The sequence below is a fragment of the Peribacillus sp. ACCC06369 genome, from assembly GCF_030348945.1.
Classification (GTDB): Bacteria; Bacillota; Bacilli; order Bacillales; family DSM-1321; genus Peribacillus.
This window is the reverse complement of record NZ_JAUCEN010000002.1, coordinates 3,051,172-3,075,938: the sequence shown is the minus strand read 5'-3', so window position 1 is coordinate 3,075,938 and position 24,767 is coordinate 3,051,172. Positions and strand designations below refer to the sequence as shown.

The following is a 24,767-nucleotide window of genomic DNA, read 5'->3' as shown; positions in this document are numbered from 1 at the left end:
CCTTTTAAAGGGTTGAATAAGATGGCAGTGTACGTTGCTTCAACGCTTCAATGACAGCTGGAACATCCAATTCTTCCCGTTTTTTAATTAAAAATGCACCAATTTCCAATGTTGCCGTTTTGGCAGCGATCCTTGTATCTTTATTTTCAATGACGTTTAAATCGGCAACATGGGAAAGGCCAATGGTTCGTCGAATCAGTTCACAGCCGGCAAAACCGAATGCATCTTTTTTGAATTTTGTCAGTAAATAAGGCAGATAACCTTTCACATGGCGGAATGGGCTTTTATTTTGGCCTTCCCATAATTCGGTATAAGTTTCTTCAAAGGCATTCCAAAATTCATGAAGGTGTGAGAAAATCTCTTCCTTTCCAGCGCCATTTCGTGTAATTGCCTGAAAGAGAAGGTTGGCGGTGTATTGACCAAGGTCAAAACCAACGGGCCCATAAAAAGCGAATTCCGGATCAATAACCTTTGTTTCAGTTTCACTTGCAAAAATACTTCCAGTATGTAAATCTCCATGAAGCAAGGCTTCCTGCTCGGTTTCAAAGCTTTGTTTCAGCTTAGCGACCTCAAGTATCACTTCTTGATCATTCCAAATATTTTTGGCGGCATCAGTCAATTCCAGCTCGAAATCTCCCGGAAGTTCCTCAAAAAATGGATCCGTGAAAATAAAGACCTCAGTGATTTTGCAGAGTTCCGGATTCGTGAAATGTCGGGCCACTTCCTTTTTCGCGGATGGTTCTAAATGATAATCTGATGTATAAAATGCCGTCTTCGCTACATATTCACCAATATGCTGTGAAAGCAATGGATATTGATCGCCATCGATCAAGCCTTTTCTAACGATTTTCAAGTGCGATAAATCTTCCATGACTGTGATGGCAAGCTGTTCATCCGAATAATAGACTTGCGGTACGAATTCGGGGCAATAGCTTCTGAAATGAATCAGTGCATTCGCTTCAATGGATGCCCTTTTCAATGTCAGTGGCCAGCTTTCACCAAGTACCTTGGCATAAGGGACAGCTTGTTTGATTATTATTCCTTTGTTTGTGACTGTGTCTGTAATATGAAAAACATAATTTAAATTTCCATCGCCGATTTCTTTACAGTTTAAACTTGCATCCGCATTGACCAACCCAAGTTTTTTTGCAAGGGTTATAGCAGTTTCGTTTGTCAATCTCTTAAAATTTGAATGGTTTTGAGTCATTCTTTTCCCCTCCAGATTCAAAATAAGAATAAAAAAGCCTCTTTCATATAGAAAGAGGCAGAAGTTTTGGCTTCGGACCTCTTATCTTCCAGAAAATGAATTCTGGTGGAATTAGCACCGTGCTCTGTGGATTTTATAATCCGGCGGTGAATCCGCCCCATTTCACAATGGTATTACAGTCGGTTGCTGGGCTTCATAGGGCCTTTATCCCTCAGCCTGCTCTTGATAAGAGTATATGTTTTCTGAAATTTTAATCTTCGGGAAAATAATATCAACTTTTTAAATAGTTTGTCAATGGGGAAATTAATAATAATCCGGCCGACTATCTTCGAATACGGGTATTTTGTTCATGGCCAAAGCCCAGACTCGATCACTGGAGAGCCTTATTGATTAGCCGTGCCATTGAGAACCAATCATATGTTGTAGCCGTTAACCGTTCAGGTTCGGATGTCAATAATATTCCTTGATTATTGATCCATGGGGGAATATCATAGGTGAATCCGGAGAAGCAAACGAACTCTTGACAGGCACCTTGGACTTCAATAAAGTTACAAAAGCACGGAACTTCGGCGCCTTGAACGGTATGGGCTCGCTGCCATTCAGGAAAACGAATGTCATAACAAATGAATCCAGCACATATTTTTTCATCAAGAGTAAATTAACCATCTTTTTCACCTGGCTGCAGGAAATGATGTTCATCCATTAACTGAAATAAGTGAAGCTTATCATATTGTTTAATGAGATTTCCATGCTTATTGATGATGATCATGTTGTTATAGATGCCCTTGCTTGCTCTTTTGGCAACGGAACCCCCAATTATGTGAAACTGGTGTTTCTTTGCCTGATCTTTTAAACATTCAATCGTTTTTTCTGCTTCTTCATCAGCAATCTCATTTAACCTGGTCAAGTCGTATCCTGTTGTCCGAAGCTCTGGTAAAATAACCATATCGGGTTTGGACATTGCTGCTTTTTCCATCCATTGTTCTGCAACCTGAAAATTGATATCTGGTTGCCCGAAGGCAATATCCATTTGAATGCAGGCAATCTTCCACTTCATCGTTAAAAACCCCACATGTAAAAAATGCTTTACAAGACTATGATAAACATATATCATTTGTGACTAGAATTTCAAGAAATTTCAGAGAAGGTGTATAAATGTTGCAATTCGAAAAATCCAGACAACTTCAAAAACTGCCCAAGCAATTTTTTGCCTCTCTAGTCGCAAAAGTCAATGCGATTACGGCGCAAGGTCATGATGTCATTAATTTAGGCCAGGGAAACCCTGATCAACCGACGCCTGAACATATCGTGAAAAGTTTGCAGGTTGCCGCTGAAAAAACGATTAATCATAAATATTCGCCGTTTCGGGGACATCAATATTTAAAAGATGCTGCTGCCGTCTTTTATGAACGTGAATATGGTGTCAAGCTGGATCCGAATAGTGAAGTGGCGATTCTCTTCGGGGGAAAGGCAGGTCTTGTCGAACTGCCGCAGTGTTTATTGAATCCAGGTGATACGATCCTTGTTCCAGACCCCGGCTATCCGGATTATCTTTCCGGTGTCGTTTTAGCACAGGCAAAGACCGAACTGATGCCCTTGACAGAAGAAAATGATTTTCTTCCGAAATACAATGACATACATAAAGAAGTGCTAGTTAAAGCCAAAATGATGTTTTTGAACTATCCGAATAATCCCACAGGTGCTTCTGCAACTGAAAGTTTCTTTGATGAAACCGTCTCCTTTGCAAAAGAGCATTCGATTTGCGTGGTCCACGATTTCGCATATGGGGCGATAGGATTCGACGGAAAAAAACCGATAAGCTTTCTCCAGGCAGAAGGAGCGAAGGATGTAGGGATAGAAATTTACACTCTATCGAAAACATTCAATATGGCAGGGTGGAGAGTCGGTTTTGCAGTGGGGAATAAAAGTGTCATAGAAGCTCTTGAACTATTGCAAGACCATCTTTATGTTAGTCTCTTTCCAGCGATACAGGAAGCAGCGGCAAGCGCGTTACTGGACTCGCAGAGCTGTGTAGAGGAGTTAGTGAAGATGTATGAGGGACGCAGGAATGTTTTCATTGAGGGATTGAGGGCAATCGGCTGGGATGTCAAAGCTCCTAAAGCATCATTCTTTGCCTGGCTCAAGGTACCAAAAGGTTTTACGTCCGAGAGTTTTGCAGACTATCTATTAACGCATGCCCACGTAGCTGTTGCCGCAGGGAATGGATTCGGTGAATTTGGCGAAGGTTACGTCAGGGTAGGGCTTCTGACTTCGGAAGAACGGCTTGAAGAGGCTGTGGAACGGATACGTACATTAAAATTATTTTAACGGAGGATTCAATTTATCCACGGTTAAATAGACAAAAACTTATTGACAAAGTATGGATTACGTGTCAGAATACAAAATAAATTCTTAATCTTTCGATACTTGAATGTAACTATATATCAGCGTTTTCTTATTTTGAGCAGGTGGAGGGACTAGCCCTATGAAGCCCAGCAACCGACCGTAATTCCATTGTAAAATGGGGCGGAATTCTTCGCCGGATTTTCTTGAAATCCACAAGGCACGGTGCTAATTCTTGCAGCCAATGGCTGGGAGATAAGAAGATGGCTTTTTAAAGCCTCTTCTTTATGAAGGGGCTTTTGCCATTTTGAGACCATTTCAGGTTAATGACTTCGAGAGTTTAACTAACGTGATATAGGAGTGATCAAATGAGCGAGATAGTCGCTACTTATTTAATTCATGACTTTAATGGAAATCATGAGAAAAAAGCAGAAAGCATTGCCTTAGGATTGACTGTGGGAACATGGACGGACCTGCCCCATTTGGTCCAGAAGCAACTGGAAAAACATAAGGGTCGTGTCGTATCGGTGACACCACTATCTGAAGAAGAGAGGGCAAACAGATATTTTAATCGTAAAGTGTACCGTTCACTAATTAAGATTGCCTATCCGGCAGGGAATTTCTCCAATGATTTACCTGCTATCCTCACGACGGTCTTCGGCAAACTTTCATTGGACGGAGAAATAAAACTTATCGACTTGGATTTTGTCGGTGAGATTCAAAAAGCTTTCCCAGGGCCGCAATTTGGCATTGCAGGCATAAGGGAAAAGATTGACGTATATAACCGGCCCCTGGTGATGAGCATCTTTAAAGGTGTATTAGGAAGGGACCTAGCCTTCCATAATGAGCAACTGAAGCGACAAGCATTAGGAGGTGTCGACCTAGTTAAAGATGATGAGATTCTCTTCGACCAGGAACAGACTCCATTTTTCGATAGAATAAAAACTGGAAAACGAATATTGAATGAAGTCTATGAGACCACTGGTCACCGAACTTTATACGCTGTCAATCTATCAGGGAAAACATTTGAATTATTGGATAAGGCAGAGCAAGCTGCTGAAGCAGGGGCGGATGCTTTATTGTTCAACGTTCATACATATGGTTTGGATGTATTGCAGGCCTTGAGTGAGCATGATCGAATCAGGCTACCGATCATGGCGCACCCCGCTTTTAGCGGGGCATTGGCATCTTCATCATTTTATGGGATCGGCTATCCATTATTACTTGGTAAATTAGTAAGGTTATCAGGTGCGGATTTATCCTTATTCCCATCCCCTTATGGAAATGTCGCCCTTGAAAAAAAGGAGACATTGGCGATTGCTGAAGCTCTTACAAAAGATGAACCTTCGTGGAAAAAAGCCTTCCCTGTTCCTTCTGCAGGCATTCATCCGGGCATGGTTCCGGACCTAATCAAGGATTTTGGGCTGGATAGTGTGATTAATGCCGGAGGTGGAATTCACGGACACCCTGACGGGGCAGAGGGTGGGGCCAAGGCTTTCCGTTCTGCTGTGGAAGCCGTTCTAGCAGGAAAGGACCTATCTGAAGCGGCGGCTGAGGAAGAAACGCTAAAAAAAGCTCTTGTTTTATGGGGAGGCTTGTAAGAAAAAATGAAACCGATCATCTTTTGTGATTTCGACGGAACGATCACCAACACAGATAATATCATTTCCATCATGAAAAAATTTGCGCCTCCGGAATGGGAAGAGTTGAAAGACGGTGTCCTTCAGCAAAAAATCAGTATATCTTCTGGCGTTGGGGATATGTTTTCGCTACTTGATAGTGGCTTGAAGGATGACATCATTCAATATGTATGTGAGTCGGCCGGCATTCGTCCAGGGTTTTATGAATTCGTTGAGTATACGAAACAAGCCAACATCCCTTTATATATTGTAAGCGGAGGCATGGATTTTTTCATTGCACCCCTTTTAAATGATATCTTGCCATCAGAGTCCGTTTATTGCAACCATGCATTTTTCAATAAGGAAAAAATTTATATTGAGTGGCCCCATGCCTGTGATGACCAATGTAAAAATGATTGTGGTTGCTGTAAGCCATCCATTATGAGGGGGATTGCGGGTGCGGATGATTTTAAACTCGTTATTGGAGATTCAGTAACTGATTTTGAAGCGGCAAAACAGGCTGATTTTGTCATAGCCCGTGACATATTGCTTGAAAAATGCGATAGGGAAGGAATTCCACATCAAGGATTTGAAACATTTTTTGATGTAATTGACATTTTAAAACAGCAGGAGGTGGTTAAAGCGTGAACACTCATTCTAAAGAATGGCGGGAGTTGGCAGATATTAAGGCTGAATTGGCCGAAAGGGATTGGTTTATGGGAACTAGCGGGAATTTGTCCATCCGTAAGCCCGAAAGTCCTTTCTTTTATATTACGGCAAGCGGTAAGGATAAAAGGAAGCAATCGGATTCGGACTTTTTACTGGTTGATTTAAAAGGAAAACCAGTTGAAGAAACGGAGTTAAGACCATCGGCCGAAACATTGCTTCATACCGTTATTTACGGGAAAACCAATGCGAACTGTGTACTCCATGTCCATACAGTTGAAAATAATGTGATATCCGAATTGTACGGAGATGAAGGTCATGTTACTTTTCGTAATCATGAAATCATTAAAGCGACCGGACGGTGGGATGAAGATTCAGAGCTAAGGATTCCTATCGTCTATAATCACGCTGACATTCCGCTGTTATCCGATAAGTTCGAACCACATGTCGAAGAAGACTCTGGCGCTGTGCTGATCCGCAATCATGGTATTACGGTTTGGGGTAAAAACGGATTCGGGGCTAAAAGAATACTTGAAGCTTGCGAATTTTTATTTCAATATCAACTATTGCTTAATCAACAAAAGGCATTTGCAGGTTCCATAAAATATAAAAATCCATAGAGGAGGAATGAATGATGGCGACGATCAGATTCCATGAAACAAACGAAGTTATTGAAAATGGGGAAAAGGTAAAAGGTTTTTTAGAAACACAAGGGGTTATCTATGAGCAATGGGACATTTCGAAATTACCGGCCCATCTTGTGGAAAAATACGATCTGACAGATGCTGACAAGGAGGAAATCCTTTTAACATTCAAATCGGAGATAGCGGAAATTTCCGAGAGAAGAGGCTATAAAGCGCACGATATCATTACATTATCCGATGCAAATCCAAACTTGGATCAAATGCTTGAAAACTTTAAGCAGGAACACCACCATGAGGATGATGAAGTGCGTTTCATAGCAGGCGGAACGAGTATTTTTGCCATTGAAGGCGGCGATAAACAGTGGTTTGATGTACGGCTTAATCCAGGAGATCTAATTAGTGTACCAGAATCCACACGGCATTATTTCACGCTGGCAGAAGATAGAAAAACGGTCGCTGTCCGTATTTTCGTTACAGCGGCAGGATGGGTGCCGATTTACGAAAAGGACGAAGTTCAAGCATAATCATTGTTGAAAAACCAGCTTATAGGCTGGTTTTTTTATGTGGTTCAGGCAAGTGCTTTAGGAAGACAAGTATGATAAAATTTAACGGAATCGAATTTAACCGGATCATAGGAGCAGATACGAATGAAAACAACCGAAGTGTACATATTGGGCGGCTTTCTCGGCAGCGGGAAAACGACTCTTCTTCGAAATATCTTAAAACAGGAAAGTGAAGCGGGTAGAAAAGTGGCCGTGCTTCTAAATGAACTCGGAAGTGTATCGGTGGACAGTGGCCTGATCGGTGATGAAGTGCCACTGAAAGAGTTGTTTGACGGGTGCATCTGTTGCACAATTCAGGATAAGCTAGAGGTTCAGCTTCATGAATTGCTAACTGAAAACGACCTGGATGCCGTTTATATTGAAACGACAGGAGCAGCGCATCCAGTTGAAGTATTGGATGGCATCATGTCACCGCTTTTCGCCAAAAGGCTGGAGTATAAAGGGATTATAACGGTCGTCGATTTATTAAGGTGGCGCGACCGGGAGGAACTGTCTCCGCAGCTTCGACAGTTGCTTGCTGAGCAAATCCACCATGCGGATTTCATATTATTGAATAAAGCTGATCTAGTTAGTGAGATGGAGGCCGCACAGCTGATTTATTCAATACAGGCGCTGAACACGGATTCTGTATGTTTATTGACGGAGTATGCAGCCATTTCCTTGATATCGTTGCAAAGGATGCAAAGAAAAGGGCGTAATGGCCATCAAAAGCTTGATGTACGCGATCATTTGCATTTAACTGCAGTCGTCCATACATTTGAAGGGGCCGTTGCACAAACTGACTTTGAAGATTGGCTTAGGGCCCTTCCTGAAACGGTCTATCGAATGAAAGGATACATTTCCTTTACACATTCACAATACCCACATTTATTCCAATACTCTTATGGAATGCCGATGTACATGAATGAAATGATGAAAATGCCATTGAATATCGTCATTATCGGGGAAAAGCTGGATAGGGAAATGATGATCGGTCAGTTGAAGGCTTTGGAAGCGAAAGCGGCTCAATAAACGTTTATCGCCCACTAAAGAAGGGAAACATAATAGGAAACTTTCTGATCAAGGGGGCGGTATTAGTGCCATGGAACAATAACGATTATCCGAATTCGATGAAGAATCTAGATAAAGATGTCAGGGAAAAGGCCATTGAAATCGCAAATGCATTATTGGATGAAGGATATGAGGATGGAAAATCCATTCCAATTGCCATAGACCGGGCTAAAATGTCGGTGGGAAAAGATTGAAAAAATGGTCAGACCCATTTACCGGGTCTGACCATTTTTATTGTTGCAATCCAAAGGCGGCAAATGTCTTTTCGTCTTCAATTAATCCGCAAGCAGCACATTGGACCCGAACTTCAGGACCATTATATGCTAGATGGAATGGTTGAAGGGAATCGTTCGAATATTGTTCAACAATCTCACCGGATTGCGGATCCTTTTTAACTGGGGTTGATACTTGCTGAATGAGATTGAAGCGAGATTTATTTGTCCGGCAATTCGGACAGCGGTATACTTGAGACAATGTACTCACTCCTTTTTTGAATTTTTTAAGCGATATCGTATTATTCAAGTAGTCTTTACAAACTTGATCATTAATATGTATAAATTAGTAATGGATGGAAGGGATTATATGAAAGAAAATGTCAGGCAAGAAGCACTACTGGAGGCTTATTTAAGTATATGGAATAATCGTAAGGTGACGGATGGAGGTGGAAGGGAAGTGTTATCGGAACTCATCCGCCGTGAGCTTTTGGATGAAAATGCACATCCACGTGCCCGGAAACCGGTACTAGAGAAGTTTTACCTCTGTATTAAACGCGTGATGGAATCTTCGCTTTCAGAAGAAAAGAAAAACGCGATTGCCATGGCCTATGTGAATGAATTGGAAAGATTATGATTCCGCTTGTGACACGGATGCTTGTTAAGCATATATTCTTTTCCGCTTCATACTTTTTTCACAAATCATTGTTAAAATTTTAAAAAAATAGATATTTAATGAATAAGGAGCTTAAAATATGAAGTGGGGCATTGGGCTTTTTCTTGCCATCGTACTGCTTACTGGGTGTAATGGCGGTAATACATTTACTAAAATAAACAGAAGTGAATCTTTTTTGGCGACAGTCAATATCAAGGATACCTCCCTGACTTTCATAGATGAAAACTATCATACTTTTGCCAAGTGGGATATTTCAGAACCATTTACCGGAGCCCTGCTTCTGGCCGACAAAGATACTATCCTGCTTTATGGAAAAGAGATGGAGAAAGTCCAAGTGTTCTCTTTATCGGCAGGAAAACTGATAAACAGTTGGGAAATTGGGAAAGGGATCGTCAATATGCAGCTGTTACAGGATGGAAAAAGCATCGTGGCAGTCAATCAATCGAATCACTCCATTTCCTTTTTAAATGATAGAGGGGAGGAGCAGGATATAGTCAAAGTTGGTAAAAGCCCCTTGACCGTTCTTCAAGGTGAGCAAGCGAATCGTTTGTATGTGATTAATTTTGGTGATACCAAATGTTCAGTGATAAATCTTGAAACGAAAAAGGTCGATTTCGAATTTCCCATACATAGTTCCAGCACAGGCACATTATTAAGGGAGGAAAAGGATGAAATATGGATCGGGGGACACGGGGATGGGGACCAAGTGGAAGAAGATCTATATATTTATTCGGCAAAAACGGGAGAGTTGAAGAAAAAGTTGAAGGCTCCCACCATGCCGATAAAGTTCCTGGAAAATGCTGAAGGCATTTTTGTCCTTAGTCATGGCACCAGCTCCTTATATAAATTGAATGATCAATATGAGGAAGTGAAAAGCAAAGTGGTCGGCGTCAACCCTTTTGAAATGGTGAATTTTAACGAAGATGTGGTCGTAGCGGGATATGATAGTGATGAATTGTATGTAATGGATGCTGACACGGTCGATGTTAAAAAAACGGTCAAAGTCGGCGAGGGTCCATTCCAATTGATGTTGAGGGAGTAGTTGACATGCATGTTTACACCATATTAGTCGTGGATGATGAAGAGGATATGCGGAATCTAATTGAAATGTATTTGCTGAATTCAGGTTATCAATGCCTTCAAGCTGCGAATGGAAAAGAAGCCATTAGTATGGTTGAAACACAGGAAGTAGATTTAATCCTATTGGATATCATGATGCCAGGTATGGATGGTTTCTCCGTTTGTGAAAAAATCCGTGAAAATTGGGAGATTCCTGTGATATTTGTCAGTGCGAAAGGTGAAGAATGGGATAAGGTGAAAGGGCTGAAGCTCGGCGGGGACGATTATATCGTCAAACCGTTCAATCCTGGAGAATTGGTCGCAAGGGTCGAAGCGGTATTGCGAAGGACAGGAAAACTGTCATTGAATGAAGAGAATCAAAACCATGTCCGATTCGGTAACATTAGCTTAAACTTACAATCCAGAACCGTTTTGGTGGAAGGGAAGCCGATCAATTTAACTTTGAAAGAATTCGAATTGCTTTTATTCCTCATGCGACATAAAAGTCAGGCTCTCAGTCGTGAACAACTGCTTGAAAATGTATGGAGCGGGGAATATGGAGGATCTTTACGTACCGTGGATACCCATATCAAAACGTTACGAATGAAATTAAGCGCGGCCGATTACATTCAAACCGTCTGGGGAATCGGTTATAAGATAGAGGAAAAGAAATGATTAATAAATGGAGATCCCTCTCTTTTAAATTATGGCTCACCATCATCACTGCCATCATCTTGTCCGTGCTTTTCGCTTATTCCCTTTCTCAATATTATTATAAAAATCTATATGTGGAGAAGCTTAAAACAGATTTAGTCAATGAAGCGTCATTGCTTGGAGCGGATTATTCCGGTGGTGAAATCAGCGAAGAATATAAGCAAAGAGTTGAATGGTTCAACAGTAAGAATGACAGCGAGGTCTTTGTCGTCAACAATCCCAGGGAATTGAGTGCCTGTCTGCCTTTTGAAATAAACTATGACACACTTATTTCTGAAGAAGAAAGGCAAATGCTTTTAGCCGGAAAAGCCGTTGAAAAAGAGGGGTATGAGAAAAGGTTTGAAAAAAATATCGTGGCGGCCATCATACCCCTGATTGATGAAGATCGCCTAGAAGGTATCATCTATACATATATTCCAGTAGATTCAATTACTGTCTTGCTTAAGGAATTTGCAGCAAAATGGATGGCAGCGATTCTTTTATTCTTGATTGTCGCGATTTTTTTTACTACGAAATGGTTGAAAAAGCTGGTCAGTCCGATTAAGGAAATCGAGACAGCTGCCCATCATGTCTCAGAGGGGAATTATGACATACAGGTCCCGGTAAGGAGTCATGATGAAATAGGCAAATTGGCAATAGCCTTTAATGATATGGCCAATTCAATCCATTTGGAAGAGGAAAGAAAAAAAGAGTTTCTTGAAAATGTGGCACATGAGCTCAGGACCCCGCTTAGTTACGTAAAGGGGTACACACAGGCCATTTTGGATGGTGTTGTGAAAAATGATGAAGAGGAACGGAAATACCTTCAACTCATTTCAAGGGAAGCTCTTAGGCTGCAGCGCCTTGTAGGAGATTTGATGGACTTATCAAAAATGGATAGTGATCCATTCATGTTATATAAAACTCCGATTGCCTATGCGCAATTCATTGAAGAAGTGCTTGTTAAATATGAACCGATAATAAAAGAAAAGCAATTGGACTTGCAGATCGAGCTGGATCCAGATCCGATTATTATTGGCGATGAAGGCAGGATGGAACAGATCCTGCATAACATTCTTGACAATGCCATTCAGTACACGGATTCTGGAGGATCAATCGATATTAGCCTAATTCAGCATAAAGAAAATTGCGAACTGTTGGTTACTGATACGGGTAACGGGATTCCTGAAGCGGATCTGCCATATGTAATGAATCGTTTTTACCGGGTGAACAAAGCACGAAGTCGTTTTGATGGAGGGTCAGGGCTCGGACTGTCGATCGTCAAAAAATTGGTGGAATTGCAAAATGGCAAAATCGAAATAGAAAGCAAGGAAAAAAGGGGAACAAAAGTCAGGGTCGTCCTACCGATAATAAAAGAAGAATGGAATTCATAAAAAGGGGATACGTTCAAAAATGAAAAAAATCATGTTATTTTGCATGGCGTTAATTTTATTGGCTGGATGTGGCAAGGAAGAGGAAATACCGAAAATGTTAAATGTCGATTTAGCTGTCGATCCAATTCAGGGCAAAGTGAACGAGTCTGTGAAGTTTCAAGCAAAAGTGACCTACGGGGACGAAGAAGTGACAGATGCGGATGATGTCAGTTTTGAAATTTGGCTTGCAAATAGCGATGACCATGACAAGATCTCTGTAAAACATAAAGGAAACGGCATTTATGAAATGGAAAAGACTTTTGAAGAAGAAGGAACCTATTATGTATATGCCCATGTAACGGCAAGGGATATGCACAACATGCCAAAGAAGGAATTCGTCATAGGCAAACCAAGCCCTCCTGAACAAAATGGTGATAAAAAGGAAATGGACGAGATGAATGATGGAGAAATGAAATGATGAATGAACCATCAAAACCAAAACAATTCGGGTTTAAATCCGAATTGTTTTTTTTATTTGGAAAAATGTTCAAGGCAACAGAGGTTAATGAATAAGGACAAAGGACGAAATGTCGAAGTCAATTCGAAAAATTTGTAACATAAAAGTAAAGAAAGTCACAATAATTAGGTTTGAAACGATATGTCAACTAAAAGTTATTAGTATTCAATGGAAATGGTTCTATGTAACTACCATTGACAAGGAATATCTGGATAAATATGAGTATTTATACTATTGGCAGAAAGATAGATAGTTAAAGCATTTTTGCTTGCTTTCTCTGAAACTATGATAATAATATTTTCGTCATTCGCATCCTGTGAATTTGTTGGAAATTGATGGTGCATATATTACAAAAAGTGCATGATATGATAATTCCAGAAGCAAAGCACAACAAAAAAAGAACATCACAGGAGGAAATACGAATGAAAAAGAAAATGTTTATATCAGCAGCAGCAGCTGCAGCTATTATATTCACAGGAGTAGGAGCTAACCAAGCAGAAGCAGCCAACTGTGATACTGTGAAACAAGTAACTTACCAATCTATGAATAAAGAGGATATGCAAAAAGTCCTTAACCAATATCTAACTAAATACAATGTCACTTTACCGGCAGCACAGGCACAACAAAAACCAGTTCAAAAACCAGTTCAAAAACCAGTTCAAAAACCAGCTCAAAAACCAGCTCAAGAAGCTGGAACAGCAAACCAACCAAAACCTGAAGCAAAACCTGAAGTAACACCTGATAAATCAACTGGTGAAAAAGAGACAAGCTCTGAATTAAGCGCTTTTGAACAAGAAGTTGTTAAATTAACTAATGCAGAACGTGAAAAACAAGGTTTGGCAGCTCTTAAAATCGACACTGAGTTGAGCAAAGTTGCACGCGCCAAGTCTCAAGACATGAAAGATAATAACTACTTTGACCACAATAGCCCGACTTACGGCTCACCATTCGATATGATGAAAAAATTCGGAATCAGCTATACAACAGCAGGCGAGAACATCGCACAAGGTCAACAAACACCTGAAGAAGTTGTACAAGCTTGGATGGATAGCCAAGGACACCGTGAAAACATCATGAATTCTAGCTTTACTCATATTGGAGTAGGTTATGTGGAATCTGGTAACTACTGGACTCAACAATTCATCGGAAAATAATAGATTGATAGAAGAGTGCATCCCAAAAACATGGGGTGCGCTTTTTTTGTGCGAAAATAACTAATTCCATTCAAAGGAATGGTATGAATTGTGACATCGATTGGTTGCCGAAATCTAATAGAATGGCAGGAACCGCACTTTATCATCAGTGTGGTCCCAATGAAGCACGTTAAATCTCGGATACATCGATTTCTGAATACTGGGTATTGAAACTTTTCTGAAGACGTATTTCCAATGTTGATTCTTTATATTGGGCTGATGCCCCTTTTTTCTTTACAAGAGCGGGAAGTGTTATGACATGGCGATCTGACTCTTTTGGAATCCCCTCAATGATGGATTGGTTAGAGGTATGGTAAAGTTTCATTTTCTTCAGCCAAGATTCATCTTCTATGGGAATTCTTACAAAGACAAATAAATGAGTTTCAAATACATCGGCATGTAAAGGATGTGCAGATTTGGCATTTACTTTTTGTGAGCCGCCATCATTTTGGTTCATCATACCTTGCATATTTTCAGGGATGACCTGTGAAAATACTTTTTCAATGAATGATTGTACATCACTTTGCTGCATATTTTTCATGAAGTCCTTTTGGTTGGGGTTATTTTTAAAAGAAAAAAGTGAATTCCAGGGAAACATTTTGAATTCCTCTCTCCTGCTTATGGGCTGACAGGTTTATTTCTTATATTTTATGCAGGCTAAAGCCTATAGGTTCGTTTTTATAATTACTAAATTATAGAAATCGGGTCAAACTTATGTATAATTAAGTAAAATCCATTTGATAAAGAGGGTATGCCTGTGGATGAAAAAGTAGCTTTTATTACTGGTGGAGCAACTGGAATCGGCAAAAGGATGGCATTTTCACTCGCGGATAATGGAATGTCCATTATCATTACTTATCGAAAAAGTAAAAAGGCAGCTTTAGCATTAGTGGATCAATTACAGGATAAGTATCATGTTAAGGCACTTGCGATTCAAGGTGATTCGTCAAGTGAGAAAGATTGCCGGAATATTTTGCAGTTGGCCTTGGAGGCCTTTGGCCATGTTGATATCTTCATTCATAACGCAGGGCCATATTTGCATGATCGCAAGCCCATGACTGAATATGCCAGTGATGAATGGAAGTATATCATGGATGGAAATTTAAATGGTTTTTTCTATATTGCGAAGGAGCTTATTCCACAAATGCGCAGTAGAAGCTGGGGAAGGGTCATTACATTAGGGTTTGAAAGGTGTGAAACTGCACCGGGTTGGATTTATCGTTCTGCTTTTTCCGCTGCAAAGAGCGGCTTGACCTCTTTGACTAGAACTTTAGCTGCTGAAGAAGCTACACATGGAATCACCGTTAATATGGTCTGTCCTGGCGATATCGTTGGTGATTGGAAAGAGGAAGAAATTAGGGTCGCAAGAGGAGTAAAGGATGATTCGATACCAGTCGGCAGACCTGGTACAGGGGAGGATATAGCGAGGGTTATCACATTCTTATGTGATGAAAAATCAGATTTCATTACCGGCAGCATCATACCCGTTACAGGCGGTAAGGATGTTCTAGGGAAAATTTATAAAGCCTAGTGGTTAAGGGCATGATCTTCAGAATGAAAAAGGGTGGGGCCGGTGTAATCCAGCCCCACTCTTTTATTACGCCATTTTTTTATATTTTACTTTCTGTATGAACCTTAAGCGGGCCGCCAATCCTATAGCTCCGAGAGCCAAGCCGGAAATTAAGCCTATCCAATACCCAAAGGCCCCCATATCCGTATACTTTGCAAAGAAATAGCCAATGGGAAGTCCGAGAATCCAATAGGAGACCAGTGACATCGCAAACGTGACATTTACATCTTTATATCCACGCAAAATACCCTGTATAGGTGCCTGCAGGGCATCTGATATCTGAAAGAAGATGGCATATATTAAAAAATGTGATGTCAGCATCATTACCTCATGATCTTTAGTGTATACAGAGGCGACAGGTTCACGGAAGAGGAATAGGATGGTCGATAAAACGAGCGACATCGTCAATGCCATCGAAATGCCAATCCAGCTGTACTCTCTGGCATCTTTATAGCGGGCTGCCCCAATTTCAAATCCAATGACGATCGTCAATGCCATGGATATACTTAGCGGCATCATATAAAGTAGTGACGCGAAATTCATGGCAATCTGATGCGAAGCAATTGTCACGGTATCATACTTACTCATTAAAAGGGTAACAGCTGAGAAAATGCTTGTTTCAAAAAAGATAGCCAGCCCGATAGGCACCCCAATCAATAAAAGCGCCCGCCATTCTTTCAAAGAAACCCGGAAAAATTCACTGAAAACCTTATATGTCGAAAAAGGGTTGATTTTGACGACTACAAGGATGGCAACCAGGGCAATTAACCAATAAGTAATGGCCGTTGCGTATCCTGAACCGACACCGCCAAGTTCGGGGAATCCAAACTTCCCGTATATCAACAGGTAATTAAATAGGACGTTAATCGGGAGTGCACACAGGGTAATGATCATGGAAATCCTCGTCTGCCCCAGTGCATCTATGAAGGCCCTTAACGTATTATAAACGAATAATGGAATGATTCCGACTGAAAGGGCGATCAAATAATCATGCGCCACCCGGTGGACATTTTCTTCAAGGTTCATGGCATTCAATATGGGATTCAATGAAAACGCCCCAATGATTAAAATGACCAAGGCTAAAACGACTGCTAAATAAATGGCCTGCATCACGGAATATGAAACGGATTTAGACTGCTTGGATCCAACCAGCTGTGAAACCACCGGCGTTAGGGCAATCAATATCCCACTCAGCCCCGTGTACACGGGTGTCCAAAGCGAACTGCCGATCGAGACGCCGGCAACGTCCTGCGTACTGTATTGCCCCGACATCATAACATCGAAAAAAGTCATGGCATAAAGACCGATTTGAGTGATCAGGATAGGTATCAATATATAAAATAACAGGCGGATCTTTTGCGATTTAGTATAAGTCTGATTCATCAAAGTACCTCAATATCAATATTTGGAATTTTCAACACAATGAAAGAATTATATCACATAGCGTGTGAGGTTTTAAGTTTTATTTAAAGCTAAAAAAGACTTGCCTTATTAGGGCAAGTCTTTTTGTCAGTCGCGCATGGATTCAAAATCATTCATGGCTTCCATATTTGAGTCTTTTTGAAGAATGAAAGCCTGGGAAGGGATGGCAATTTGTACATCTTCCTGTTCCAATATCTCCATGATTTTAAAGTTCACATCTTCTTTGATTGATAAATATCCTCCAAAGTCCGTCGCATTCGTGAAGAAATAAAGGTAGAGATTGAAACCGGAATGACTAAACTCATCAAATTTAACGAGAATCGTTTCCGGATGTACTTCTGGATGGTCAATCAGCATTTTTTCTATGTCCTTAATGACATTTTCCAATTTTTCTTTTGGTGTTGTTACATTCACACCCAAATGGAAGGCAATCTGTCTTTTGCCCATCTTGGACCAGTTAATGATCGGTTCATTCGAAAGGGTCGCATTTGGAACCGTAACTAAAGCTTGGGCAAACGTCCGAACTTTGGTGCTTCGGAATGTGATGTCTTCAATTGTCCCCTCCACACTTGGAGTTTTGATCCAATCTCCTATGGTAAAAGGTTTTTCGGTAACGATGACGATACCCCCAAAGAAATTACTGACGGTATCTTTAGCGGCAAGAGCGAAAGCCAATCCACCCAAACCAAGCCCTGCAACAAATCCATCGACATTGAATCCCCATTCTTCCGCAATGATGGAGGCACCGAATGCAATGATGATTATTTTTATGATTTTCGTAAAGAACGGCATAACGATTTGATCGACTTCAAGTCCGAATTTACTTACTAATTTCGGAAATAAAATAGTTAAGATCGAACTGATATTGGAAAATGTCCAAAAGAATAAAAAGACAAAAAATGATCTGTATATTTTCGATCTTAATTCAACCGAAGGTGAGTCAATCGGAAAATAGTGCAGTGAAATGATAACACCAATCAAAACGATAAGCCATCTTACAGGCTGTTCTATAGCGAGCATTAAGTTGGCGGCAAATTCAACTTTACGTTTTTCCGCTATTCTTAGAAAGAATTTGAATATATATGTAGTAAATACTTTCCGAAGCAAAATGAAGATTAGAAAAATGCCTATGGAAATTCCTAATTTGGTCCAGGCTTCGATTCCATCAAATTGATGGAGAGATTCAGAAACTTCTTGCAATGTATTACTCCTCCAATGTATCTTGTAGTATTGTAGAATACTAAGATTATAATATATTCATGCTGAAAAAGGAAAAATAATCGATGATTACATTCATGTTGGTATTTTACGGTTCACTGAATACTTTTTCAAGTTATTAATGGCAAGGATATATGGTAATATGGATGCAAAGTGACTTTATAAGTTTGGAAGGTGGAAATATTGACTAAGAAAATAGTATTTACCGGAGGCGGTTCTGCCGGTCATGTATCTGTTAATGCTGCAATCATCCCGGAATTTTTAAAGCATGATTGGGATGTTACTTATATTGGTTCAAAAAAAGGCATTGAAAAAAATATCATCGAAAAGGAATTTCCCGAGGTCCGTTATGAAACGATTTCCGTTGGGAAATTCCGACGTTACCTATCTGTTGAAAATATGAAAGATCCATTCCGGGTCATAAAAGGAATTTTTGATGCACGAAAAATTCTAAAAGAAACCAAGCCGGATTTCATTTTCTCCAAGGGTGGATTCGTTTCCGTTCCAGTTGTTTTGGCAGGCAGGATGCTGAGAATTCCGATTGCGATACATGAATCGGATTATACACCTGGTCTGGCCAATAAAATTGCCATGCCACTTGCGTCGAAGATTTTCACTACCTTCCAGGAAACGGAAAAAAACCTTCCGAAAGAGAAGGCCATGTATCTTGGAGCTGTATTGCGCGATGGGATTTTTACGGGAAACCCTTCCTCCGGAAAGGCATTTTGCGGATTCACGAATAACAAACCGGTCCTACTCGTTATGGGCGGCAGCCTTGGAGCTGTAAAAATCAATAACTTGATTACAGATAACCTTGATGCGCTATTAAAGGATTACCAGATCATTCACATTTGTGGTAAGGGTAATGTTAAAACCGAATTGAAACAAAGGGGATATGCTCCCTTTGAATTCGTACATGAAGAATTATTTGATCTATTGGCTGCTGCTGATGTCGTTGTGTCAAGGGCAGGTTCAAATTCCATATTTGAATTCCTTGGTTTGCAAAAGCCTATGTTGCTTATACCGCTAAGTGCCAATGCATCGCGTGGAGATCAAATCTTGAATGCTTCAAGCTTTGAAAAACAGGGGTTTTGTAAAGTCATCCAAGAAGAAGAATTAAATGACCGGATTTTTAATGATACATTAGTGGACTTGGTGAATCATTCGGATGAATATCAGGAGAAAATGCGTCAAAAACGCCCATTCAAAAAGGCAGCGGAAATGTATGATTTATTACTTGAAGTGATGGCTGCAAAAAAATAAGTATCAATCCCTTCTTTGAAGCATATCTTTTTCGAACAGAGGAGGGGGTAGAATGGCTTATGAGTATTCCAAAGGGTGGTTCATTCAGCAATTAAAAGCCGCAGGGATTAACTATCATCCAATTGAGAAAAAAAAGCTGGAGCTGTATAAAACCCATATTCTAAGACGTTTATACGAGGGCCTGAAAAAAGATGAATCATAAAAAGAACCGCAACGTCACTGACGTTGCGGTTCTTTTTATAGGAAATTATTTATAAAAGGAAAGAAACAGGAAATAAGGATACCTGCGATAGCCATTGCCGCACCTGCGACTGCCCCGGTAAACTCACTTTCCTGAGCAGCTTGAGCCGTTCCAAGGCCATGAGCGATCGTACCATAGGCAATACCACGTGCGAAGGGCATCGTAATGTTTAATTTATCCATCATTTTTGGAGCGATCATCGTACCCAGCACCCCAGTCAAAATGACGAAGGCGGCTGAAATATTAGAATTTCCACCATAAAGTTCCGTGATTTCTACAGCGATTGGCACTGTAATGGATTTAACCGCCAATCCTTGGAGTATGACTTGCGGTAGTGAAAATGCTTTAGCAATGGCGAAGGCAATGACCAAAGTGGCCATAAGACCAAAGATCATGCCGCTAATTGCCGGAATTGCATATTTAACGATTATCTTTCTGTTTTTATAAAGTGGTACCGCCAAAGCAACGGTAGCTGGTCCCAGGAAATAGGTGATGATGTCTTTTCCCGGTGAATAATCTTCGAAGTCCAAACCGCTGATCAACAATACGAGAATGATTGTAACCGTACTGAAAAATACGGGCGTCGTAAAAGGTGATGGATGTTTAGCATATATTTTCCTTCCAATGGAATAGGCAAGGATGGTTATCAAGATGCTATAAGTTGTGATGAGCGCTGTCATGCTGCTTAACCTCTCCTCTATGGGATAACTTCTGAACAGTCCAAGCCGAAACGATGAATCCAAATATAAGGCTGACTCCCAATGTAAGTGCCAATGGCAAACCAAATTCTATGAAAAGCCACCCCATGGTCATTAAACTGATTGAAATTGGAATGAAGAAAAAGGCTAGGTGTTTAACCAAGAATCCTGAAGTAAGTTCGATCCACTCGACTTTTAAAACCTTCGTCTGTAGTAAACTGAATAACAGAATCATGCCGATGACGTTGCCCGGAATAGGTAAATGAAGTAAATGTGCTATAAAGTAGCCAAGCTTGCAAATGATGAGAAGTATGATAAGCTGCACGATAAAAGCAAATGTTTTTTTCATGATTAAGTCCTTTCAATGGAGCATTGAATATATTATTGAATTGGTCAATTGTATTCATTATAAAAAAATATCCCCGAAAAGAATAGGGAATTGCAGCAAACTTTCCTAAACATCCTGTTAAAATGGAAAAAAGAGCTTTCCAATTTTGGAAGCTCCGGGCATTATATGAAAAGAAAAGCAAAGCCATCTTAAAATCAGCGGATTTGTTTTTTTGTTTTATTTTATGCTTCAAGTAACTGCTGTTCATCATCATCATGCTGTCTAAGGATATGAAAGGTGTATAAATCTTTAGGGATTTCATACAAATCGAAGATATCTCCTTCATGATTGATCTGATCATAAAGGGACTTTCTTGTTTCGTTTGCATTGACGGCATAAGGAAGCTTTTCTGCGGCTTTTATAGAGCGGATATTTTTTTTGCGAATACGCATGAAGACCGTTTCCATACCGAGCTCGAAAAAAAGCTCTTTAAAGAAAGCGTCTTTTGCAATGGCATTATACCCTTTTCCATGATAAGACTTGCCAAGCCATGTGCCTAAGAAACCTGCACCATTTTCAATATCGTATAAAGAAATGCAACCGATGGGATTTTCCCATTCATCCAAGATTGTTCGTGAAATGAGTTCCCCAGCATCTTCTGCCTCGATCGTTTGCTTAGTAATGAAAACATATTCTTCATATGAATCTACTTTATGGCGCACGAAAGGGAAGACATCTGGATGCGTCATTTGTTCATAAAGAGAAAAACAATCTGTGAAATCTCTCTTTTTTAACATTTCCGTCCCTCCGTTTGAGGGCAGTTCTTATGCGTAGTCGCTGCCCACCCTCGAAATTTTTTAAGTCGTTCATCAAAAAATTTCGGGGTGGGAATCGAACCCACTAGAACCGGAAACCGGTGGCGCACCATTTGCCTTCCCTATTTTTATTGTCTGAAATTATACGGATCTAAAGAACCTTACGAAGGTATAATACTAAAAAAAAAACGGTTTGGGAATAGGTTTTTTGCCTTTTTTTTTCGTCAAATTTCAACTTTTTTATGAAGGGTGAAATTGGAAGGCAAACGGTTGCTTTTTTCCATGGAAAACTGATTTCTTCGCCCGCTTTTTTTAGGGAAACTTGTTGCTACCCTTTAAAATTTACCTGTGAATTGCATGAATAAAATGATTGCTCCGAGGGCCCATACATAAATGGAGAATATTTTCAGTGAACGCTTTTTTAAGAAATCGATCATCCATACCACGGCTATATAACCAAAGATTGCTGCGGCTAGGGTGCCAACGAAAAGAGCAGTGATTGGAAGCCGTTCAACTTCTCCTGTAAATATTGGTTTCATCTGAAATACAATGCCTCCCGTAATGGCAGGAATTGAAAGCAGAAAGGAAAAATAAGCTGCAGTGGCCCTATCCAGCCTGCAGAAGAGCCCAGCGGCTATCGTTAGGCCCGAACGCGAAAGAGCAGGCATGATGGCAGCAGCTTGGAAGGTACCGATGATCAGGGCATCTTTGATGGAAATTTCATTTAAGGATTTGCCACCTTTTCTTACCCCGTCCGCTACCCATAAAATCAGTCCCGTCGCTAAAAATTCCCAGCCAATGGTCACGCCTGTTTTTGAAAGTCCATCAAACCAATCCCCTAGTAAAATGCCGGCAATCACTGCGGGGATCGTCCCAGCAATAAGAAGTAGGGTCATTTTGGAGAAAGGATTTTTCAAAATGGAAATGATGTCACTCTTATAGACGACCAATAACGCCAGCAAGGTTCCGATATGGAGCATGGTATCAAGAAAAATGCCGGCCTCGTCAAGATGGAATATATGCCGTCCTAAATATAAATGTCCAGTACTTGAAATAGGTAAAAACTCAGTCAAGCCTTGAATGATTCCAAGGATGAAGGCTTGAAATTCGTTCAGCAAAAAAACATCACTCCAATCTAGAAGGTATAGGACAATCCATTATTTAATCTGTATGCACAAGACGGGTGAACATGTTCGGATTTTTCGTCATATATATCGCCGATGGGGTTTTATGAATAAAAGGCAGTCCAATTTTATTTTTTTCGAATATAATGAGAGGAAAAATGAAACTATTTTTCATTTGATTCGTAATTAATCATATGAGAAAGGAGGAGAAGACACTATGCCTAATAAAGATGAAAGAGTGTTTGCTGCCCTTATTTATGTGATCAGCTTTTTTACAGCATTTATCGGTCCTTTGGTGATTTGGTTATTGAAGAAGGACTCTTCACAATTTGTGGATTATCACGGAAGGGAATACCTGAATTTTTTCATTTCCTACACCGTATATTCAATAGTTGCAGGGATACTCACTATAGTATTGGTTGGATTCTTGCTATTGCCGGTTATCGGGATAGCTTTAGTCGTATTCACCATCATTGCTGCTGTTAGGGCTTATGAAGGAACGGATTACAGGTTCCCATTAATTTTTAGGATATTATAGATCGATGTAAAAGGATTCCGTTCAATTCGGAGTCCTTTTTTATCTGAATGAACCATATTTTTAAAAGGGAATAGATCACATAGAAGCGAATAAAGTATTATGATATTTACTTCCTTCCATGAATTTTTAGGGAAGTGGATGCCGGGCGCTAAGGGTACAGCTAATCAACGGTCGCCTTAAGGCGGCAAACTTTCTTGTAAGGAGTGAGGAGCAGAGCGGAATATGAATATACGCGAATATTATCAAAAAACGAGCAATTCTAATTTTCATGCTTCTTGGATATCTCTTCTTTTGGCCGTTGTATTTTTCATTTTCCATATTTTTGCGATGATACCTGGCAATATTTTATTGATAACGTCTCCTTTTCTTTTCTTTAGCACTGCCCAATTTGTCAGTCATCGTATATATGAAAATAGAATGAAGGAATTACCTGATGAACTCAAAGGGTCACATGCCGCGTTATTAAAAAATGAACATGTTTTATTGACTTTTATGCCAGCACCGACATTGAGGCTGCTTCTCTTTGCCCCTGATGGATCTCTAATGGGCGAGATTCGGGATTTGAATATGAAGTGGTTCATGTGGATGATTCCCAATTTCTTGTCGATGCTCCTGGCCAAACGTTATGAACTGGTGGACCATGAGGGACGTTTGCTGGCTAAGTACCATATCAAAAGGGGGCTTTTCAATAAAATGACGATCATGGATGATCAGGGAGGTCTGCTGGGATCGTATCAAGAAAATCGGTCATTCGTGAATATCAATGGAATGATATATAAGGAAGATGGTACGGAATGGATGCCCATCAAAACGCCGGGAAGTGTGAATTCTTTCGAGATTGCCACAAAAGAAGGGGAAAAAATCGTTTCATACCAAGAAGGATGGATGCCTTTGGAGTGGGGGAAGCGATTCAAGACAAATACACCGATCCTTTCTTTTTCATCAAATGTTGATGAAATTCCTAAAATCATCGTCTTTGGGTTCTGTGCAGCCACTCTAAATCATCGTTCAAATTGACTAGGATAACCCTTTAGCAAAACTTTTAAATATTTGATATAATCATAGTGGAATACATAGATTAAATACTTATAAAAAGGTGGTAAATATGAGTTTACTTAATGAGATTCTTGATTATAATGAACAGTTTGTAGAAAAAGGTGAATATGTTAAGTATAGAACGGATAAGTTTCCTGAGAAACGTATGGTCATCATAAGCTGTATGGACACTCGGCTCGTTGAACTATTGCCAAAATCCTTGAATGTGAAAAATGGCGATGTCAAAATCCTGAAAACTGCCGGGGCAATCGTCTCCCACCCATTCGGAAGTGTCATGCGGAGTATCCTTGTTGCTATTTATGAGCTAAAGGCAGATGAAGTATTGGTCATACCTCACCATGACTGCGGGATGGCATCAGTCGATGCCGATTCTGTAGTAGACAAGATGATCGAACGTGATATACCTAAGAGCACCATCGATACACTGGGAGCTGCAGGAATCGATATCCGCAGTTGGCTTCGCGGATTTGATGATGTTTATGAAAGTTGTAAGAACAGTGTGGAAGTGATTAAAGGGCACCCTTTGATCCCTAAGAATATTCCTGTACATGGTCTAATCATTTCGCCTGATACAGGGAAGCTGGAATTGGTAGTCGATGGATATGCGGGAGAACAAAAATAATATAAAAACATCAAGGCTGTCGAAATGATTTTCGGCAGTTTTCTTCAAATTTTGAGC

The 24,767-nt window shown here is 40.2% G+C and carries 29 protein-coding genes, 1 pseudogene and 2 riboswitches; of the genes and pseudogenes, 20 read left to right on the top strand and 10 right to left on the bottom strand.

Going from position 1 to position 24,767, the window contains the following annotated elements; genetic code table 11:
• Positions 1–4: 4 nt before the first annotated feature.
• Positions 5–1,207, bottom strand: coding sequence for an S-methyl-5-thioribose kinase (gene mtnK / locus QUF78_RS15725; RefSeq protein ID WP_289325400.1), 1,203 nt, complete (start codon positions 1,205–1,207; stop codon positions 5–7).
• A gap of 78 nt (positions 1,208–1,285) precedes the next feature.
• Positions 1,286–1,439: riboswitch (SAM riboswitch) on the bottom strand.
• 231 nt (positions 1,440–1,670) lie between these two features.
• Between mtnK and QUF78_RS28040 the strand changes: the two genes are divergently transcribed.
• Complete coding sequence (locus tag QUF78_RS28040) at positions 1,671–1,913, top strand: hypothetical protein (protein WP_483313850.1); 243 nt, start codon at positions 1,671–1,673, stop codon at positions 1,911–1,913.
• On the opposite strand, the gene QUF78_RS15715 is transcribed toward QUF78_RS28040, so the two are convergent.
• A complete protein-coding gene (locus QUF78_RS15715) occupies positions 1,866–2,264 on the bottom strand; it encodes a nitrilase-related carbon-nitrogen hydrolase (RefSeq protein ID WP_289325399.1) in 399 nt (132 codons plus the stop codon). The genes QUF78_RS28040 and QUF78_RS15715 overlap by 48 nt on opposite strands.
• A 98-nt stretch (positions 2,265–2,362) precedes the next feature.
• Here QUF78_RS15715 and QUF78_RS15710 point away from each other — a divergent pair, with 98 nt between their 5' ends.
• The 7 genes and pseudogenes from QUF78_RS15710 to QUF78_RS15680 form a co-directional block, all read left to right on the top strand.
• A complete protein-coding gene (locus QUF78_RS15710; RefSeq protein WP_289325398.1) occupies positions 2,363–3,535 on the top strand; it encodes a pyridoxal phosphate-dependent aminotransferase in 1,173 nt (390 codons plus the stop codon).
• Positions 3,536–3,659: 124 nt separating this feature from the next.
• Positions 3,660–3,812: riboswitch (SAM riboswitch) on the top strand.
• A gap of 106 nt (positions 3,813–3,918) precedes the next feature.
• Positions 3,919–5,151 (top strand): 2,3-diketo-5-methylthiopentyl-1-phosphate enolase, encoded by a 1,233-nt coding sequence (mtnW, locus tag QUF78_RS15705; RefSeq protein WP_289325397.1) that lies wholly within the window; start codon positions 3,919–3,921, stop codon positions 5,149–5,151.
• Between the two features lie 6 nt (positions 5,152–5,157).
• On the top strand, positions 5,158–5,817 hold the full coding sequence (locus tag QUF78_RS15700) for a 2-hydroxy-3-keto-5-methylthiopentenyl-1-phosphate phosphatase (protein WP_289325396.1): 660 nt from the start codon (positions 5,158–5,160) through the stop codon (positions 5,815–5,817).
• Complete coding sequence (locus QUF78_RS15695) at positions 5,814–6,455, top strand: methylthioribulose 1-phosphate dehydratase (protein WP_289325395.1); 642 nt, start codon at positions 5,814–5,816, stop codon at positions 6,453–6,455. The genes QUF78_RS15700 and QUF78_RS15695 overlap by 4 nt, the downstream gene beginning before the upstream one ends.
• A gap of 14 nt (positions 6,456–6,469) precedes the next feature.
• On the top strand, positions 6,470–7,003 hold the full coding sequence (locus QUF78_RS15690) for a cupin domain-containing protein (RefSeq protein ID WP_289325394.1): 534 nt from the start codon (positions 6,470–6,472) through the stop codon (positions 7,001–7,003).
• Between the two features lie 123 nt (positions 7,004–7,126).
• Complete coding sequence (locus tag QUF78_RS15685; RefSeq protein ID WP_289325393.1) at positions 7,127–8,053, top strand: CobW family GTP-binding protein; 927 nt, start codon at positions 7,127–7,129, stop codon at positions 8,051–8,053.
• Positions 8,054–8,118: 65 nt separating this feature from the next.
• Positions 8,119–8,265, top strand: a pseudogene (locus QUF78_RS15680) (DUF2188 domain-containing protein); the annotation flags it as partial.
• Between the two features lie 58 nt (positions 8,266–8,323).
• Here the strand turns inward: QUF78_RS15680 and QUF78_RS15675 are convergent.
• Positions 8,324–8,566 (bottom strand): DNA alkylation repair protein, encoded by a 243-nt coding sequence (locus tag QUF78_RS15675; RefSeq protein WP_251428523.1) that lies wholly within the window; start codon positions 8,564–8,566, stop codon positions 8,324–8,326.
• A 75-nt stretch (positions 8,567–8,641) separates the two neighbouring features.
• On the opposite strand from QUF78_RS15675, the gene QUF78_RS15670 reads away from it, so the two are divergent.
• The 6 genes from QUF78_RS15670 to QUF78_RS15645 all read left to right on the top strand — a co-directional run bounded on the left by QUF78_RS15670 (position 8,642) and on the right by QUF78_RS15645 (position 13,776).
• Positions 8,642–8,941, top strand: coding sequence for a hypothetical protein (locus tag QUF78_RS15670; protein WP_289325392.1), 300 nt, complete (start codon positions 8,642–8,644; stop codon positions 8,939–8,941).
• Between the two features lie 118 nt (positions 8,942–9,059).
• Complete coding sequence (locus QUF78_RS15665) at positions 9,060–10,022, top strand: YncE family protein (protein ID WP_289325391.1); 963 nt, start codon at positions 9,060–9,062, stop codon at positions 10,020–10,022.
• 5 nt (positions 10,023–10,027) lie between these two features.
• Positions 10,028–10,714 (top strand): response regulator transcription factor, encoded by a 687-nt coding sequence (locus tag QUF78_RS15660; protein WP_289325390.1) that lies wholly within the window; start codon positions 10,028–10,030, stop codon positions 10,712–10,714.
• Entirely contained in the window at positions 10,711–12,126 is a 1,416-nt protein-coding gene (locus QUF78_RS15655) for a sensor histidine kinase (RefSeq protein ID WP_289325389.1), read from the top strand. Before QUF78_RS15660 ends, QUF78_RS15655 begins: the two co-directional genes overlap by 4 nt.
• A 19-nt stretch (positions 12,127–12,145) precedes the next feature.
• Positions 12,146–12,583 (top strand): FixH family protein, encoded by a 438-nt coding sequence (locus tag QUF78_RS15650; RefSeq protein WP_289325388.1) that lies wholly within the window; start codon positions 12,146–12,148, stop codon positions 12,581–12,583.
• A gap of 461 nt (positions 12,584–13,044) precedes the next feature.
• The gene (locus tag QUF78_RS15645; protein WP_289325387.1) at positions 13,045–13,776 is read left to right on the top strand and encodes a CAP domain-containing protein; all 732 of its coding nucleotides are present in this window, start codon (positions 13,045–13,047) and stop codon (positions 13,774–13,776) included.
• A 169-nt stretch (positions 13,777–13,945) separates the two neighbouring features.
• Here the strand turns inward: QUF78_RS15645 and QUF78_RS15640 are convergent, their stop codons facing one another.
• Complete coding sequence (locus QUF78_RS15640) at positions 13,946–14,413, bottom strand: Hsp20/alpha crystallin family protein (RefSeq protein WP_289325386.1); 468 nt, start codon at positions 14,411–14,413, stop codon at positions 13,946–13,948.
• A gap of 159 nt (positions 14,414–14,572) precedes the next feature.
• Here QUF78_RS15640 and QUF78_RS15635 point away from each other — a divergent pair, with 159 nt between their 5' ends.
• Positions 14,573–15,346, top strand: coding sequence for an SDR family oxidoreductase (locus QUF78_RS15635; RefSeq protein ID WP_289325385.1), 774 nt, complete (start codon positions 14,573–14,575; stop codon positions 15,344–15,346).
• Between the two features lie 66 nt (positions 15,347–15,412).
• On the opposite strand, the gene QUF78_RS15630 is transcribed toward QUF78_RS15635, so the two are convergent.
• Both QUF78_RS15630 and QUF78_RS15625 read right to left on the bottom strand, forming a co-directional pair.
• Positions 15,413–16,768: an MATE family efflux transporter gene (locus QUF78_RS15630; RefSeq protein WP_289325384.1), complete on the bottom strand. Its 1,356-nt coding sequence runs from the start codon at positions 16,766–16,768 to the stop codon at positions 15,413–15,415.
• A 126-nt stretch (positions 16,769–16,894) separates the two neighbouring features.
• Positions 16,895–18,007 (bottom strand): mechanosensitive ion channel family protein, encoded by a 1,113-nt coding sequence (locus QUF78_RS15625; protein ID WP_289325383.1) that lies wholly within the window; start codon positions 18,005–18,007, stop codon positions 16,895–16,897.
• Between the two features lie 201 nt (positions 18,008–18,208).
• Here QUF78_RS15625 and QUF78_RS15620 point away from each other — a divergent pair, with 201 nt between their 5' ends.
• Positions 18,209–19,288 carry an undecaprenyldiphospho-muramoylpentapeptide beta-N-acetylglucosaminyltransferase gene (locus QUF78_RS15620; protein ID WP_289325382.1) on the top strand — a complete coding sequence of 360 codons (1,080 nt, stop codon included), beginning with the start codon at positions 18,209–18,211 and terminating at the stop codon, positions 19,286–19,288.
• A gap of 52 nt (positions 19,289–19,340) precedes the next feature.
• Entirely contained in the window at positions 19,341–19,490 is a 150-nt protein-coding gene (locus QUF78_RS15615) for a DUF2639 domain-containing protein (RefSeq protein WP_289316078.1), read from the top strand.
• Between the two features lie 35 nt (positions 19,491–19,525).
• Here the strand turns inward: QUF78_RS15615 and QUF78_RS15610 are convergent, their stop codons facing one another.
• The 4 genes from QUF78_RS15610 to QUF78_RS15595 form a co-directional block, all read right to left on the bottom strand.
• Positions 19,526–20,209 carry an LrgB family protein gene (locus QUF78_RS15610; protein ID WP_289325381.1) on the bottom strand — a complete coding sequence of 228 codons (684 nt, stop codon included), beginning with the start codon at positions 20,207–20,209 and terminating at the stop codon, positions 19,526–19,528.
• Positions 20,184–20,576, bottom strand: coding sequence for a CidA/LrgA family protein (locus QUF78_RS15605; protein WP_289325380.1), 393 nt, complete (start codon positions 20,574–20,576; stop codon positions 20,184–20,186). The genes QUF78_RS15610 and QUF78_RS15605 overlap by 26 nt, the downstream gene beginning before the upstream one ends.
• A 221-nt stretch (positions 20,577–20,797) precedes the next feature.
• Positions 20,798–21,352, bottom strand: a complete 555-nt coding sequence (locus tag QUF78_RS15600) for a GNAT family N-acetyltransferase (RefSeq protein ID WP_289325379.1) — start codon at positions 21,350–21,352, stop codon at positions 20,798–20,800.
• Positions 21,353–21,705: 353 nt separating this feature from the next.
• Positions 21,706–22,485 (bottom strand): undecaprenyl-diphosphate phosphatase, encoded by a 780-nt coding sequence (locus QUF78_RS15595; RefSeq protein ID WP_289318357.1) that lies wholly within the window; start codon positions 22,483–22,485, stop codon positions 21,706–21,708.
• Positions 22,486–22,711: 226 nt separating this feature from the next.
• Between QUF78_RS15595 and QUF78_RS15590 the strand changes: the two genes are divergently transcribed.
• The 3 genes from QUF78_RS15590 to QUF78_RS15580 all read left to right on the top strand — a co-directional run bounded on the left by QUF78_RS15590 (position 22,712) and on the right by QUF78_RS15580 (position 24,710).
• Entirely contained in the window at positions 22,712–23,032 is a 321-nt protein-coding gene (locus tag QUF78_RS15590; protein ID WP_101225220.1) for a DUF4870 domain-containing protein, read from the top strand.
• Between the two features lie 222 nt (positions 23,033–23,254).
• Entirely contained in the window at positions 23,255–24,049 is a 795-nt protein-coding gene (locus QUF78_RS15585; RefSeq protein WP_289325378.1) for a hypothetical protein, read from the top strand.
• Positions 24,050–24,137: 88 nt separating this feature from the next.
• Entirely contained in the window at positions 24,138–24,710 is a 573-nt protein-coding gene (locus tag QUF78_RS15580) for a beta-class carbonic anhydrase (RefSeq protein ID WP_289316083.1), read from the top strand.
• Positions 24,711–24,767 lie beyond the last annotated feature (57 nt).

Excerpts from the sequence above, each read along its gene's own strand:
- QUF78_RS15665 (WP_289325391.1), top strand. The coding sequence starts at position 9,060 with ATGAAGTGGGGCATTGGGCTTTTTCTTGCCATCGTACTGCTTACTGGG.
- QUF78_RS15670 (WP_289325392.1), top strand. The coding sequence starts at position 8,642 with ATGTATAAATTAGTAATGGATGGAAGGGATTATATGAAAGAAAATGTC.
- mtnW (WP_289325397.1), top strand. The coding sequence starts at position 3,919 with ATGAGCGAGATAGTCGCTACTTATTTAATTCATGACTTTAATGGAAAT.
- QUF78_RS15645 (WP_289325387.1), top strand. The coding sequence starts at position 13,045 with ATGAAAAAGAAAATGTTTATATCAGCAGCAGCAGCTGCAGCTATTATA.
- QUF78_RS15580 (WP_289316083.1), top strand. The coding sequence starts at position 24,138 with ATGAGTTTACTTAATGAGATTCTTGATTATAATGAACAGTTTGTAGAA.
- QUF78_RS15685 (WP_289325393.1), top strand. The coding sequence starts at position 7,127 with ATGAAAACAACCGAAGTGTACATATTGGGCGGCTTTCTCGGCAGCGGG.
- QUF78_RS15690 (WP_289325394.1), top strand. The coding sequence starts at position 6,470 with ATGGCGACGATCAGATTCCATGAAACAAACGAAGTTATTGAAAATGGG.
- QUF78_RS15655 (WP_289325389.1), top strand. The coding sequence starts at position 10,711 with ATGATTAATAAATGGAGATCCCTCTCTTTTAAATTATGGCTCACCATC.
- QUF78_RS15605 (WP_289325380.1), bottom strand. The coding sequence starts at position 20,576 with ATGAAAAAAACATTTGCTTTTATCGTGCAGCTTATCATACTTCTCATC.
- QUF78_RS15710 (WP_289325398.1), top strand. The coding sequence starts at position 2,363 with ATGTTGCAATTCGAAAAATCCAGACAACTTCAAAAACTGCCCAAGCAA.
- QUF78_RS15660 (WP_289325390.1), top strand. The coding sequence starts at position 10,028 with ATGCATGTTTACACCATATTAGTCGTGGATGATGAAGAGGATATGCGG.
- QUF78_RS15640 (WP_289325386.1), bottom strand. The coding sequence starts at position 14,413 with ATGTTTCCCTGGAATTCACTTTTTTCTTTTAAAAATAACCCCAACCAA.
- QUF78_RS15630 (WP_289325384.1), bottom strand. The coding sequence starts at position 16,768 with ATGAATCAGACTTATACTAAATCGCAAAAGATCCGCCTGTTATTTTAT.
- QUF78_RS15715 (WP_289325399.1), bottom strand. The coding sequence starts at position 2,264 with ATGAAGTGGAAGATTGCCTGCATTCAAATGGATATTGCCTTCGGGCAA.
- QUF78_RS15700 (WP_289325396.1), top strand. The coding sequence starts at position 5,158 with ATGAAACCGATCATCTTTTGTGATTTCGACGGAACGATCACCAACACA.
- QUF78_RS15615 (WP_289316078.1), top strand. The coding sequence starts at position 19,341 with ATGGCTTATGAGTATTCCAAAGGGTGGTTCATTCAGCAATTAAAAGCC.
- QUF78_RS15610 (WP_289325381.1), bottom strand. The coding sequence starts at position 20,209 with ATGACAGCGCTCATCACAACTTATAGCATCTTGATAACCATCCTTGCC.
- QUF78_RS15590 (WP_101225220.1), top strand. The coding sequence starts at position 22,712 with ATGCCTAATAAAGATGAAAGAGTGTTTGCTGCCCTTATTTATGTGATC.
- QUF78_RS15585 (WP_289325378.1), top strand. The coding sequence starts at position 23,255 with ATGAATATACGCGAATATTATCAAAAAACGAGCAATTCTAATTTTCAT.
- QUF78_RS15600 (WP_289325379.1), bottom strand. The coding sequence starts at position 21,352 with ATGTTAAAAAAGAGAGATTTCACAGATTGTTTTTCTCTTTATGAACAA.
- mtnK (WP_289325400.1), bottom strand. The coding sequence starts at position 1,207 with ATGACTCAAAACCATTCAAATTTTAAGAGATTGACAAACGAAACTGCT.
- QUF78_RS15650 (WP_289325388.1), top strand. The coding sequence starts at position 12,146 with ATGAAAAAAATCATGTTATTTTGCATGGCGTTAATTTTATTGGCTGGA.